The sequence below is a fragment of the Breznakia sp. PF5-3 genome, from assembly GCF_029504745.1.
In the GTDB taxonomy this organism is placed as follows: Bacteria; Bacillota_I; Bacilli_A; order Erysipelotrichales; family Erysipelotrichaceae; genus Breznakia.
The window spans coordinates 1-14,766 of record NZ_JAQFIQ010000020.1 but is presented as its reverse complement, the minus strand read 5'-3'; the positions used below and the strand labels follow the sequence as shown (position 1 = coordinate 14,766).

Annotated in this window: 15 protein-coding genes; 4 read left to right on the top strand and 11 right to left on the bottom strand. The window is 32.1% G+C overall.

Annotation, left to right across the window (positions count from 1 at the left end; all coding sequences use genetic code 11):
* Positions 1-74: 74 nt before the first annotated feature.
* The 8 genes from M2475_RS06175 to agaB all read right to left on the bottom strand — a co-directional run bounded on the left by M2475_RS06175 (position 75) and on the right by agaB (position 7,714).
* Positions 75-851 (bottom strand): GntR family transcriptional regulator, encoded by a 777-nt coding sequence (locus M2475_RS06175; protein WP_277490285.1) that lies wholly within the window; start codon positions 849-851, stop codon positions 75-77.
* 330 nt (positions 852-1,181) lie between these two features.
* Complete coding sequence (locus tag M2475_RS06170) at positions 1,182-2,015, bottom strand: DMT family transporter (protein WP_277490284.1); 834 nt, start codon at positions 2,013-2,015, stop codon at positions 1,182-1,184.
* Positions 2,005-2,436, bottom strand: coding sequence for a PTS sugar transporter subunit IIA (locus M2475_RS06165; RefSeq protein ID WP_277490283.1), 432 nt, complete (start codon positions 2,434-2,436; stop codon positions 2,005-2,007). Before M2475_RS06165 ends, M2475_RS06170 begins: the two co-directional genes overlap by 11 nt.
* A 9-nt stretch (positions 2,437-2,445) precedes the next feature.
* Complete coding sequence (gene rpe, locus M2475_RS06160; protein WP_277490282.1) at positions 2,446-4,578, bottom strand: ribulose-phosphate 3-epimerase; 2,133 nt, start codon at positions 4,576-4,578, stop codon at positions 2,446-2,448.
* Positions 4,578-5,576 carry an SIS domain-containing protein gene (locus tag M2475_RS06155; RefSeq protein WP_277490281.1) on the bottom strand — a complete coding sequence of 333 codons (999 nt, stop codon included), beginning with the start codon at positions 5,574-5,576 and terminating at the stop codon, positions 4,578-4,580. The genes rpe and M2475_RS06155 overlap by 1 nt, the downstream gene beginning before the upstream one ends.
* A gap of 61 nt (positions 5,577-5,637) precedes the next feature.
* Positions 5,638-6,441 carry a PTS system mannose/fructose/sorbose family transporter subunit IID gene (locus M2475_RS06150; protein WP_277490280.1) on the bottom strand — a complete coding sequence of 268 codons (804 nt, stop codon included), beginning with the start codon at positions 6,439-6,441 and terminating at the stop codon, positions 5,638-5,640.
* The gene (locus M2475_RS06145; RefSeq protein ID WP_277490279.1) at positions 6,431-7,225 is read right to left on the bottom strand and encodes a PTS sugar transporter subunit IIC; all 795 of its coding nucleotides are present in this window, start codon (positions 7,223-7,225) and stop codon (positions 6,431-6,433) included. Before M2475_RS06145 ends, M2475_RS06150 begins: the two co-directional genes overlap by 11 nt.
* A 15-nt stretch (positions 7,226-7,240) precedes the next feature.
* Positions 7,241-7,714, bottom strand: a complete 474-nt coding sequence (gene agaB / locus M2475_RS06140; RefSeq protein ID WP_277490277.1) for a PTS galactosamine transporter subunit IIB — start codon at positions 7,712-7,714, stop codon at positions 7,241-7,243.
* A gap of 303 nt (positions 7,715-8,017) precedes the next feature.
* On the opposite strand from agaB, the gene M2475_RS06135 reads away from it, so the two are divergent.
* The 4 genes from M2475_RS06135 to M2475_RS06120 are packed head-to-tail and all read left to right on the top strand — an operon-like array spanning position 8,018 to position 11,971.
* Positions 8,018-9,148, top strand: a complete 1,131-nt coding sequence (locus M2475_RS06135; RefSeq protein WP_277490276.1) for an SIS domain-containing protein — start codon at positions 8,018-8,020, stop codon at positions 9,146-9,148.
* A complete protein-coding gene (locus tag M2475_RS06130; protein ID WP_277490275.1) occupies positions 9,149-9,805 on the top strand; it encodes an HAD family phosphatase in 657 nt (218 codons plus the stop codon). It begins immediately after the preceding gene.
* Complete coding sequence (locus M2475_RS06125) at positions 9,802-10,857, top strand: SIS domain-containing protein (RefSeq protein WP_277490274.1); 1,056 nt, start codon at positions 9,802-9,804, stop codon at positions 10,855-10,857. Before M2475_RS06130 ends, M2475_RS06125 begins: the two co-directional genes overlap by 4 nt.
* A gap of 13 nt (positions 10,858-10,870) precedes the next feature.
* Positions 10,871-11,971 carry an SIS domain-containing protein gene (locus tag M2475_RS06120; RefSeq protein ID WP_277490273.1) on the top strand — a complete coding sequence of 367 codons (1,101 nt, stop codon included), beginning with the start codon at positions 10,871-10,873 and terminating at the stop codon, positions 11,969-11,971.
* Positions 11,972-12,007: 36 nt separating this feature from the next.
* On the opposite strand, the gene M2475_RS06115 is transcribed toward M2475_RS06120, so the two are convergent.
* The 3 genes from M2475_RS06115 to M2475_RS06105 form a co-directional block, all read right to left on the bottom strand.
* Positions 12,008-13,177, bottom strand: coding sequence for a MucBP domain-containing protein (locus tag M2475_RS06115; RefSeq protein WP_277490272.1), 1,170 nt, complete (start codon positions 13,175-13,177; stop codon positions 12,008-12,010).
* A gap of 169 nt (positions 13,178-13,346) precedes the next feature.
* Positions 13,347-13,997: a hypothetical protein gene (locus M2475_RS06110; RefSeq protein WP_277490271.1), complete on the bottom strand. Its 651-nt coding sequence runs from the start codon at positions 13,995-13,997 to the stop codon at positions 13,347-13,349.
* Positions 13,998-14,025: 28 nt separating this feature from the next.
* Complete coding sequence (locus M2475_RS06105) at positions 14,026-14,325, bottom strand: YciI family protein (protein ID WP_277490269.1); 300 nt, start codon at positions 14,323-14,325, stop codon at positions 14,026-14,028.
* Positions 14,326-14,766: the final 441 nt, after the last annotated feature.

Genomic DNA, 14,766 nt, shown 5'->3' with positions numbered 1-14,766 from the left:
ACCTATATCTATCTCTTTCTATTATAACAAAAAAAGCCATACCTTGTGGTATAGCTAAAATTTCAATTCATGTTTTATAATGACTGCTTTCGATTTACTTCAATATTAATATTCATTTTACTCACTAAATAAGTAACATATTCCAAAATCACATTACGTTCAAATACATCAACATATTGGGTTTCTATTTCATATACCAAATCATCGATATTTCCATGAAGAAAGTCTGCTCTCTCTTTTGAAATCTTCATTGCTGTAAGCGATCTAATTGCTTTATCAATATGAATTCCATACAAGCTTTCAATTAATTCAATAATTGTTTTATCTATTGAAATCAACATATATTTTTCGATATTAATAAAATAATCAACTGGCAAATACGATTCAATCATCGATACTGGATATTCAAGATCATGAACAATACGAATAATATGCAAAAGTTCACTATCTTTAGGAATTTCCATCCGCATAGCAATCAACGGATCAGTAATTTTTTCTACTTTTACTATTTTAGATTCTTTTTCTAAATCCCTCACATTTTCTTCAAATGAAAAGCCAATAAAGTCTTTAAATAAAGAGTGTTTATCTGCCGTTTTCTTTACAAATGTTCCTCTTCCCTTGTGTCTTCCTACCAATCCTTCTTTGATTAATTCATCATATGCTTGACGAACAACTGGACGAGATATAGAAAATTCCTTACATAGTTCTTCTTCCGTTGGCAATTTATCATTTGCCTTATATTGCCCTTTTACAATCGCTTCTTTGATATGTTCTTTCAATTGATAATATAAAGGCAATGCCGAATTTCTATTTAAATGTTTATATCTTTTGTCCGTTACATAATCACCCATGTAGCCTTCTCCTTTACTATTTCATCCTTTCGAAGAAATATATAATTTTTCTTATTTCATAAATCTAAAATGCTTACTAAACAATGATATTTCCCTCACTAATAAATATCACTCGTTTTTTTCATGTTTTCCCTTATAATTCTAATACCTTTATATATAAAAAAACCATATGAACAAGTTTGTCTTCACATTCAAAGCTTAAAATCTATACAACCATTTATATGTTTCTGTTATATTATAAATATTCTGATAGTATAAACTAATATGTATTAAAATTATAACACATTTCTCATAAGCAGCCTAGTTGATAACAAGCAGATTCTTGTAAGACTAGTCTGTGCTCTGGTGAAATTCAATATAAATATTCGCCAAAATACCCAACACAATAATAAATGCACCAAAAAGTGAAACGATGCTAATGGTTTCATGAAACAGTATAAATGTCCATAAAGGTGCCAAAATGATTTCTGACATACAAATTACATTTGCTGTAAATGCAGATACTTCTTTAATCCCTTTCGCAAAGAAAATCCCTCCAAGTGCCGTTTGAAAAACGCCACTGGCAAGCATAGCTCCCCATTCTAATGAACGAACTTTAAAAAGATCATGAAAAATAAAAACCAAAAAAAGCATCGTTAGACAGTAACTGATATTGGTTGAACTATATGCATCTGCTAATGGTTTGGTATTGATATAAAATTGCAATCCAAAAAAAGCACCAGAGATGATTGCTAAAGCATTCCCAATCATCCCCTTCACACTGATGCTATCTAAAAAGAACAATACCATTCCAAATATTACAATTGCAATGATAACCAATTGCCTTAACATTGGTAATCTGCGTTTATCAACGCTTTCAAAGATTAGTACAAAAATCATCGATGTATACTGTAAAACAATTGCATTTCCAACACTCGTTAATTGATTTGCATAGATAAACGTAATACCACAGATTACCTGAAAAATTGCTACTGCTAAGATAGTGGAATTGAACTTCCATTGTTTACGATAAAAACATAGATTAAAAAATAATGCTACTACTGAGCCAATACAAGCAATCAATAAGCCTGATTGTGAATTAAAGCGAATAAATGTACCTGCTGTACTCCAACAAAAAGCAGTGATAAACAAATACAAATATCCCTTTTTCATTTTAGATACCATCACTTCCTTCCGTATCCGATACCTCTTCGTACTCATATACCATTATCATCTGTTTTCCAACTTCTGCAATTTGATGAGCCAGTGTTGCTACATCATCATGCGCAAAGCGCATTGTATTCACTTCTAAAAGCATTGGCAAATTTGTTCCTGCTACTACTTTCACATTTTCTTTTTCCATTCCCAATGTAACTGCACTTTTAAATGGACTACCACCAATTAAATCACAACATACAAGAATTCCATCACAATTTTCCAAGCGATCAAAAGCGGTTTTTATGTTCCTTTCTAAAGTATCCACGTCATCTTCTTTTTTAAAATCTATATACTCATACTGTTCAAGCTGATCTCCTGCGATTAACTTTAATGATGATGTTAATCCTGAAGCATACTCCCCATGCCCTGTTAATACTAATCCGATCATATATACCTCCTATAAATTTCTTAATTTTTTCATTTGTTCTTTATAATTCACATTTTCTTTAAACAAAGAACTCGTTCCAAGCACATAGCCATCAACACCAAGCACATTTAAACGCTTCATTTTCTCTATCGTTATCGCACCATCAACAATCAACTTAAACGGTCTTTGTTTTTTTATTTCTGCTAATTGCTTAATTTTATCAATTGTAAATTCTATAAAATCTTGTCCTGTAAATCCTGGATTTACACTCATTATCATGACATAATCAACTAGCTTCAACATCTCTTTAATCGTTTCCACACTCGTATCTGGATTAATTGCAATCCCTGCAAGTTTTCCTTTTGATTTAATATACATAATCGCTTTAATTACATAGCGTTCCGCCTCAGGATGAATATAAATGATATCAGCTCCAGCATCAATAAATAAATCCATCTTTGCCAAAGGATTTTCAACCATTAAATGTACATCAATCATCTTCTTTGTATACTTTCGAATCGTCTTTATATCCATTATGCCCATCGTCATATTTGGTACAAAACTACCATCCATTACATCACAGTGAAAAATATCTACACCAGCTGCATCTAAGTTTAAAACTTCCTCTTTTAACGAGCCATAATCTGCGCACATCATGCTAGGACATAATAGTTTTTTATCTTTACTTATGAACGTTAAATACGTTTTTATATCATCATGAGAAGCAAAATACACATTCATTTCTTTTAATGCTTGATTATTTGCTTGATTCTTCATTGCAATTACATTCAATCCCGCTTCTTGTGCTGCCTTTATTCCATAACCAGAATCTTCTATTACAATTACTTTATCATTTGTTATTTTCATTTCTTTCATAGCATATTGATAAATTTCAGGATTCGGCTTGGAATGTTTTACCATATCTCCAGAAACAATCACAGTAAAAACATCTTGTAACTGACATTGTATAAGCATTTCATTTATTTCTTTTCTAGTACTTGATGAAACAATACCCAATTTTACACCCTTGCTTTTTAACCATATAATCAAATCTTTCGCATATGGCATCAACATCTGTTGATAGTCGCATGGATATCGTTCTACCATCGTTTGTTTTTGATCAAGAAAATTCTTTTCTGAAATTTCTATATATTGATTAATTAATTCAACCTCTTGCTTTAAAGAACAACCATAATATCGTTCTTTGTCAATTTCATTAAAGTGATATCCGTGTTGATAAAGAATTTTTTCTGCTATTTCCACCCAATATTGTTCACTATCAACAAGTACACCATCCATATCAAATAAGACACCTTGAAGATTATATTTCAAGTATGGAAACCCAAATCCTCCATCTATCTTACAAACTTCTGAAGCATATAATCCTGCATCATGAAGTGCTTTTCCAATCTGTTCTTCCGCTAATTTGTCACCCTTAGTTGTAGTATATAATTGCGTTATAAACTTGGTAATAAACGCATCTCCTGCCCCCATAGTATCTTTGGCTTTTATTTTATGCATTTTTCCTAAATAATAAGTCCCTTGATATATAAAAATAGGTGATTCCCCACCTCGCGTAATCAAGGTTGGCTTATCAATTTGCAGTTGATTAACAAGCGCTAATGCTTCCTCTGCAGAAATACCATTGATTGAGAACTGTGCAAAATCAATGTAAGGAAGTACTTTAGAAAGATATGTGGTTGTACGATATTTTTCTTTTTCACCAAAATCATAACTAACGATTCCTTTCACCTTTGCCAATTTATATAACTGTTCTTCAATCTTAGCATTACAACTAGTAAAGATAATATCAAAATCTTCAATATATGATTGTTGTTGAGCTGTAATATTAATACATCCTGCATAATGCTCACCCAAATCAACACCTACAAAGTTTCGTTCCCCTTCAAATACATCAACAATACACTTTTTAGTAGTGCTATCATGAATACAAACACACTTTGAAATATCAATCCCCATGGACTTTAAAATAAATTGCATGTATTCTCCATACATATCATCTGCAAAATTCCCTAAATAAGCACTTTGATAATTTAATTTAGCTGCATTTACTGCATTGTTTAATGCATTCCCACCAGGATAACTCTTTTCTAAATTCCGATATACATCTACTACATTATCTCCTAATCCTAATACTTTCATTAATATTCTACTTTACGATAATATCTTCGGATATCCAAAGAATGTCCAGTAACAACTTCCATATTCTTTGAAATCCTTTGTAGAATTGCATTCATTACAACGGGAGATAATAAAGATCTGAATTCATCTGATATTCCTGGATAAGCATAATCTGCACAATCAAAAACGTTTGCTTTATCACTATATGTTTCAATAAATTTCTTTACTCGCAAATCAATACTTCGTGTTTTCCCTTCGCCAATTAACAATGTACAACATACGTCCTTTTCCACCAATTCCAAGGTTCCATGGAAAAACTCTGGACTCGATACAGATTTGGTGCGAATCCATTGACTTTCTTCCAATACACACATTGCATAAGCATAACAAACAGGCCACAAACTACCTGAAGCAATCCAGATATTGTATGGTTCTGCATAATATTTTTCGCAATAAGCAAGCGCTTGTGCATCCGCTTGCTTACGTACTGCAACTAATACAGCAGGTAATTGCTCTAACTCTTTTGCAAACTTCATATAATCTTTAAAAAAGCCTTTATTATATAAAATCTTTCCAATCAACAAATACATTACTAATTCTTGTGGTCTTCCATCTTTATAAACAAAGCAATAATCACTCAATTTCTCCATCTTTGAATCTGGCATCCCTACAACTGAAACAATCGTACAACCAATCTTTTTCAAATACTCAGCCGCTGCCACCGTTTCCTTAGAATCCCCTGATTTACTAGACATAAACACTAAAGTATCTTTACTAATTTGATTGTTTTCACCAAAAATAAGTGTGCTTGATAATTCTGAGAATGATTGAATATCACTCATTTCATCGATAAAAATTTGGAATGGATCCATCATCGCCTGACTTCCACCCACTGACGAAAACAAAATATTACAAAAGCCCTTTTCACATACAGCATCTGCTATTTGCTCAATTTCACTTCTACGATTATAAATAAATGCACCATCTTCTAACATCTTTATTTCATTAAAATTATTCATTATATCCTCCTATTTTTTCGATAAAGATAGCCCCACATTACATGGAGCTATGTTTTGCATTTTACATCCAACCTAAGAATGACATTGCAATACTGAAAGCAATGATTCCTAAAATAATAATAAGTACATTTCCATTCTTTTTCTTAAATAACCAATAAATTAAGAATACAAACGCTAACGGAAGAATGTTAGGTAAAATATTATCAAATACACTTTGTACAGTAGTTCCTTCCCCTAGACCAAATTTTAAGTTTTCACTAAACGCTACATTAATATATGATGGAATTAAACCACCAACTACCATAACACCTAAAATTCCTGCAGCTTTCGTTAAATATTTTGTACTTTCCGAAATTCTTGATACCGCTTTAACTCCTAGGTTATATCCAAATCTCGCAAAGAATACTCTAGATATCGCTGCAATAAACCAAATTACAATATATAAGATTGGTCCTAATACGGAACCATCTTGTGCCAATGAACAACAGATTGCTGCCGAAATTGGTAATAATGTAAACCAGAAGATAGCATCTCCTAATCCTGCAAATGGTCCAAACAAACCATTACGAATCCCTTCAATCAATTTGCGATCTTCCCCATTTTCTTCCATTGAAAGAATTAATCCCATTAAGAATGTTGCCATATGAGGCTCTGTATTCATAAACTCCATATTGTACGTCATGAATTCTGCTAAATCTTCTTTTGAGTCTCCATATATTTTTTTAAATGCAGGTAACATAGATAATGTGAATCCTGGCGCTTGCATACGTTCAAAACTAAATGCTGATTGTTCAATGATAGAATATAATCCCATCCGAGTAATATCTTTTTTTGTAAGTTTTCCTCGCTTTTGACTAGATGCCATTTTCTTCACCTCCAATATCATTTACTGTTACCGTTGCAGATGCATTATCAATTTTCTTTTCATACATGTAATTAATAAATGCTAAACAAACACCGACAATCGCAATTGGCATTACATTTGGCATTACTAAGAATGTTGCCATAATAAATCCTAAGAATAAATATGGTGCATTTTCTTTCTTCAAAGTAACCATCAAAAGTAAACCTAAACCAATTGCAGGTAATAATCCTCCAGCAATTTCAAACCCGTGAATCAATTCTTCTGGGAATGTATTTACAAAAGATTGAATCGGAGCTTGCAATGCATATGTACATAAGAATACAAGCAATGCAATCGCTGATGTTTTAATTAATATCCCTGCATATACAATTCTTTTAAATCCATTAGCATCCCCTTCAGCTGCCAATTTATCACATCTATGAGCAATCCCCACATATACAGTGTTGAAGAAAATTCCCATCCATTGTGCTAATAAAGCAAATGGTAGTGAAAGTCCGATTGCCGTTTCTGCGGATTGACCAGTCGTGTATGCAATGACCACTGTCATCATACCAGCCATTAATGGATCTGGAGGTACGGTACCTCCTACACTCAATAGTCCTAAGTATGATAATTCTGCTACTGCTCCACATGCCACTCCTAGCTGCACATCACCTAAGACAATACCTGCTAAGAAAGAAACAACCATTGGTCGAAACCAAAAGAATGCTTCCCAACACTGATCTAAACCACATATAAACCCAACAACGGTTAACATTAAACCTTGAAATAGTGTTATTTCCATAGTAATTCCCCCTATCTAAATTTTATATTTTTTGTCTCCTGGAGCAATTTGAATATATACTTCTGCCCCTTTACTCTTCATAGCTTCAAAATCTTCTAAATCCTTATCGTCTACATATACATGTGCTTCATGATAAACTTTTTTACCTGGCTTCACGTGCATATTACCAACGTTTACTGCTTTAATTGGTACGCCACCTTCAATCAATTTACGCATTGAATCAGGATTTTGACACACAATAAAAATATGTTGATTCGCATTCGCTTTATGAATTACATCAATTGTTTTTTGTAATGTGAAAAAACGAATTCCTACTCCTGCCGAATCGGCTGTCATCTTCATTAATGATTGTTGAATTTTATCTTCCGCACATTGATCATCTGCAACTACAATCAAATTACAATTTACAGCTCCAACCCAAGAGTTACCAACTTGTCCATGCACCAAACGATTGTCAATTCGTGCAAACACAATATTTGGTTCTGTCATACATTATCACCTCTCTCAGTTGTTTAAAGGTACCTTATGACATTAGAATAACTTTGTCATGACAATTTGTCAATATGTTATTACAAATTTATTAATTATTTTTAATTTTGAATATAACATATTTTCTGTTTTGACTTTATTAAAATATGACTATAACCTTTATTTTAAAGGTTTATTTACAATATCTAGATTATTTGTTCGATTTTTTTAAATTCATATCTTCCCTTTTGTAATTAGTTTGATATAATATATTTGTAATATTGTTATTATAATTTTTGTTGACATTGTAATAAGGAGGACTATATGAAAACAAACAACAAACCTACGATGCTTACTTATATTAAAGAGACACCTGAACAGATCGAAAAGAACATTCAGAATCGTAAAGCTCTTACAAAAACAATGGTGGATCTGTATACTGCTAAAGAATATGATACTATCTGGATCATTGCTTCTGGCTCTAGTTCTAATGGTAGTAGTTGTGCAAAGCCATTTATGATGAAGTATTTGAACTGTGATGTGAAAATCGTAACCCCAAGTACATTTAACTTTGGTGAAGATAAGTTGAAAGAAAATGATTTTGCGATGGTCATCTCTCAAAGCGGTTGTTCAACCAATTCGATTGATGCGTTAAAAAAATTAAAAACTATGGGATATAATCCAATTGGAATCACTGGTAATGCCAATTCTGATTTCAAAGATTATGCAGACCCAATGATTGATTATGGAGTTGGAGTAGAATCGGTTGGTTACGTTACAAAAGGTGTAACTACCTTAGCAGAGTTCTTAATGCTATTCGCTTTAGAAGCTGCTTTAGCAACTAAAAAAATTGAAACCAACGTATATGACTCTGTGCTTGAAGAAATGAAAAAAACACCTGTTTATCACAAGCAAATGCAAGAGCAAACAAATGCGTTCTACAAACTACATAGAAAAGCTCTAACTGCTATGAGTGTATGTTATAGTGTTGGGTTCTCGCAAGGTCTAGGAATTGCTAACGAAAGTGCTCTTAAAATTGGAGAAACCGTTCAAATCCCAAGTTTTGTATATGAAGCTGAAGAATACATCCATGGTCCTAACTTGCAGTTAACACCAAATTATACCATTTTGTTAATTGATGACCTTGATCAAGGAAGTGATCGTTTATTAGAAATTTATAAAGCCACTAGATATGTAAGTGATAGAGCCTTCCTTGTTTCAACAAGAAAAGAAGATGACCATACATTACACATTCCTTTTGAAGTGAAAGAACCATTATTATCCCCTCTTTATGTACTCCCTTGTTTCCAATTATTCGCATACTATATCACAGAAGAGTTAAACCGATGGGAAAAACACCCTCTATACAACGATTTTAATGAACACATTTCATTAAAAACCGATACCATTAAAGATATTATGCCTGAATCAAACAGCGCAAAAAAGGTAGTTTAAATGATTAGAGCCATTATCTTTGACTTGGATGGAGTTATCATTGACAGTGAAATCTTTTATATGCAGCAAATCATAGATATGGCAGAAAAAGAATTTCAAATTTCACTTAACAAAGAACAACTCTATCCATTAGCTGGTGGGAATCACGTCCAACAAAAAGCTGTTTTAACCCCCATCATGAATGCAAATGGAATACCTTATGAAACCTTTGAAACAAAGTTAAATACCTTTTATAAACAAAATCCTATAGATTATACAAAACTTCTTGATCCCGAGGTTAAAGATGTATTGAAATGGATAAAAGCAAAAGGGTTTAAAACGATGATTGCATCAAGTTCTAGTGTTGAAAATATCAATGAAGTGTTGCGAACATGCAATCTAACCCCCTATTTTGATGACATCATGAGTGGTAATATGTTTAAGGAATCCAAGCCAAACCCTGAAATATATATAACTTGTGTACAACATCTAAACCTTAAAGATTATGAATGCATTGCTATTGAAGATAGTGAATATGGGATTGAAGCAGCAAAGCGAGCTGGTTTAACTTGCATTGCAAAATATGATAATCGTTTTTCTTATAATCAAGAAAAAGCAGATTATAAAGTTATAAATTTAATAGAAATAATTGACATTATAAAGGAGATAAATACATGATTCGTTTAGAAACATCAAAACTTTGGAAAGAGATTCACGAACAAGATGTATGTATTAAAAATTGTTTACAAATCAATCTTCCACATATTAAAAAAATTGCTGATGAAGTTCATAAGCGCGGAATAAAAACAGTGGTATTCGCCGCTAGAGGAAGTAGTGATCATGCTGCAAAAGTTGGTAAATACTTAATCGAAATATATTCTGATATGATTGCTAGCACCGCTACCCCTTCTGTTGTTACTTGTTACAATGGAAAAACCAACTACCAAAATGCACTCGTTGTTGGAATTTCTCAATCTGGAGCAGCAAAAGATTGCTATATGGTTATGGAAAAGTGTGTAAAAGATGGTGGTATTTGTGTTTCCATCACCAATGAAAGAGATTCTTTAATGTCTACTATTGGAGATTATCGCTTAAATAATGAATGCGGTGTTGAAGAAAGTATTACTGCAGCGAAATCTTACATTACACAACTTACCTTAGTCACTGCATTAGCAGCATACCTGTCAAAAGACCAAGGCTTAATCGATTCGCTTGATACATTAGCGAATGTCGTAAAAGATGCATACACTTTAGAAAATCAGGTAAAAGCCATCATCCCAATCTTTAGAAACAGTGAACGTTTATTACTGTTTGGTAGAGGTTTGTTATATGGCTTATGTGAAGAAGCAGAATTAAAAATTCAAGAGACTAGCTATTTAGATGCTAGATGTTATGCAAGCAGTGATTATCAACATGGTCCAATCGCAACAGCCACATCATTTATTCCAACCATTTTCTTTATCGCTGACAAGAAAACAAATGATTCGATTGTGCAGTTGCATGACCGTTTAAAAAAGGAAAAAAACATCTTATCGTTGATTGTTACAAATGATGAAGAAATCAGTAAACTTGGGGACTATAAAATCATGATTCCAAATATATACGATGGTATTCAAGCAGTTTTCGCTAGCGCTGTTGTAGCACAGATGTTCTCATGCTTATTAGCCCTTGCTAGAGGATATAATCCTGATACCCCTATTGGCGTATCAAAACATACAGTAACTATATAGAGGAGGTATGCAAATGACACTAACAATGGAAAATTATATTTATGGAACACCAAAAGTAGTTTTAGAAAATCTAAAAGACCCAAACGCATTAGTGAAAGATATCGTTGATGCATTTTGTGAAAAAGAATACAAACAAATTATGCTAGTTGCTTCTGGATCAAGTTATACTGCTGCCCACTGTGCACGTACCTATTTAAAAGAAACATTGCAAATACCAACAAGTGTAATAAACCCTTATACTTTCACAAACTACGATATTCACAGTGTAAAGGAGGATGATTTTGTCTTAGTTATCTCACAAAGTGGTGCAAGCACAAATTGTATTGATGCATTACAAGCTCTCAAAGACAAAAATATGAATGCTTATGTCTTAACTAGTGATATCAACAGTGACGCAAAAAAATATGCTACAAAAGTATTTGATTGGGGTTGTGGTATTGAAACGGTTGGCTTTGTAACCTTAGGAGTTGTAACACTTATTGTATATTTACAATTATTTGCTGCATATAGTGCAAAACGATTACAACGTTCAAATCAAGTTGATCACTGTCTTCAACAAATAAAAAAAGCGATGAAAATTCACAAAGAAGTATGTGATAAAACAGAAGTTTTCATTGAAAAAAACTATAAACGTTTAATGACAATGGATCGCGTGTATGTAATGGGATGTGGAAGTAACTATGGGAGTGCCCTTGAGGGAGCTCTCAAAATAGGAGAAGCTGTGAAAGTTTTAGCTGTTGGTTATGAACAAGATGAATTCCTACACGGTCCAGCACTTCAATTATCGCCAAAATATACAGCATTTGTAGTCGATAATAATGACCATACAAGTCATCATGCACAACAAGTATATAAAGGACTTTGTAAGGTGAGTGACAATGTGTTTATGATTACACCTTCAAGTATTTCAAATAAACGTGTTGTAACTGTTGAAAACACTTGTGAAGAACCTTTTAGTTGTTTATATTATTTGCCATTCTTTGAATTGATTGCAGCAAAAATGTCAAAAGATTTAAACTCTACAAAATCTCATCCACTTTATTACGAAATGAATAAAGTAATTGATTTTCGCACAAAAGAATATCGCAAAACACATAAAGAAGAAGATGAATAAAAGTTCTACAAAGAGTAGAACTTTTATTTTTATATCTTATTTACTTTTACTTCTTTTTCTATTCCATATTAGTATCATCAAACTAACAAATGACATTGTAAACATACCATACAAATGATTTAAATTACTCTCATCTCCAGTTTTTACATCTTTATTGTTGATAGAGGATGATGTGCTAGCATCACTATCTTGTTTCGTTGCTACATCTGGTTTACTAATCGGTTCATTCACCTTCGTATAGACAACCTTGATTACTTGATTTGTAGTCTCAAATTTCGCTTCTGAACTTGATGAAGGATAAAGAACTTCCTTATATTTGTATCCTTTAATTTCTTTAATCGGAAAATCAAATTTTGATCCAATCAATCCCGTATAACTTTCTTTAGACGCAATTTCTTTCCCGTTTCCATCAACATACCACACTTCTGATGTGGATTCAGTTTCTAAAACTGTCACATAAACTACTTGGGTTTCAATTTTTGTATCAATATATTCTCCAATTGGAAACGATATCCCTACACTATTAAAATGCTTGACTTTATAAGTAATGGTCACTTGGTATACGCCTGCAACATCTGTTTTCAGTTTACTACTATCAATTTCCTGAACAAACTTCAGTTTGCGATTTCCACCAAGATCAACATCTTTATCAAATTCTTTTGTGTCATATGTAAAGGTTGGTGTTCCTACAATTAGGTCATTCAAATTAAGAGCATCATTTTTATTGATGGTTGCTCCTTTGGTCTCAAGTTTAATATTTGGCCACCACCAAGCAAATGCACCTGAAGCAGCACCCGAATAAACTGTTTTCTCTCCATCTTTACTTATCTTAAACGAAAAAGCTGTTCGATCATTTTCATTTGCTACTAACTTTGCAACAAATAACCCTTCTGCATTGGTTTGGGTTGTCAAAATTGGTGTTTGATTATCATAATCATCTAAATATAAATAACCTGCATATATTTCAACCGTTGCTCCCTCCATCGGATTGTTCACAATTGCATCTTGTGTTGATGTCCCATCTTCACGATATACATACCCATGTAACACTATTTCGCCATTTGGATCTGATATAAAGCCTCCCCCTACTGATAATGCCATGTCTCCAACTGCTGCTTTCGTTGTTGTATTACCAACCATACTACCTATCATAGATACTACTATCAACGTAAATACAACACTTATTACTTTCCATGTTTTTTTCATTTTGCCCTCCTTGTATAAAAAAAACAAACCTCATTCAATAATTAAATGTTTGCTTAAATATAAGCTTATATTATTATTTTTTTACCTATATATATTTAGTATACTTTCATTGTAATTTCGTTCATTAAAAATAAAAAATAGATATATTGTTATACCTACTTTTATTAATTTAATACTTATCTTTAGGATACGATCGACTTGTTCGATAAAACAATCGATCTTTAATAATCTTTCTTATCCCTGTTGGAATCTTTTTACAATCTTCAATCACATCTACAACAATGTTTTTAACACTAATTCTAGATTTCTTTAAATTGCTACTCACCGCTACAACTTCTACTTCTTTTTTCGAATAACGAACCAAAGATTCCATGAACCTAGGAAAAGAATCAATATATCCTTTTCTAATTCCATAATCAATATCAATTACCAAATAATTCATAAAATTTAAAATCTTTTCTCCCTTGGGATTGCTTTGAAGAAGCAATATTTCAATTTCTCCACTATATTTCCAGTTTACACGTTTTTCCAAGTTGTTTTTTAAATTAACAAACTCTTCATCGCTGTAGTACCAATCCATTCCATCCACTTTACTGACTTTCTTCCATTGTTTTTGATTACGACAACTTAAATCATTTGAGTATCCAACAGCATAAACAGAGCAATATTCTTTAGAATTAAAATGAATATAATTAAACTCATTAATAATTTCTTGTGCTCCATTTAAACTTGGTCTCACCAATAACAAAGCAATCACATGTTCTTTGTTTAATGCTTTTTCATTTTCTTCAATCTTTTCTAATGTATTAACAGCAAACATAAATCCCTCCATATATTTTTTTAATTTTTTATAATAGATAATTATTTTCTTTGTTTGCTACCTGAATAGCTTTGATTTTACACTTTGCAAACCCTTCTGTTACAAGTGGTTCTAACTTGCAAAGTGCTTCTGCTTCTTCATAGCTTTGAGCTTTTAAGATATACATTCCTGCTACTCCTGGATAGCCTTTAAATACACCACAAAACTCTAATTTTCCATCCTCATCTAAAGTTCTTAAGTTCTCAACATGTCTTTCGACAATTGCTTTAGTAAGTTTATTATATTCTTTTCCTTTTTCAATAAATACTACATATAACCATGCATCCATAACTTTACACCTTTCTAATCATAATATAGATTTCTTTATTAAGATTATACCATACCTTACATGATATATTATTGTATATCGTAAATTGAAAAAGTAAATTCCAGTTTTAAAAAAACAGAATGATTCTGAAAGAAACTTCCAGTATGACGACTAGTACAGGAAGTTTTTTGTTGTAGAATAAGATTTATTAGTGACAAATCTATTGTGTACATAAATAGGTTACATGATGAAAACCCAAATATTTATTCATAATCAAAAATTTCTTTAAGTTACTTCTATATTTGGTTTGTTTGTAATTGCTTCTTTACAAAGTGTTTCTTCTTTATGTGATTTGCTTTTAAAAGCGTTTATTTCTTCTTAAATAGCAGTGATGATAATGTTACTTCATCAGGCTCTAATTCTTTTAAATTGAATGCTTTCAGTATATCCTCATAATCTTCA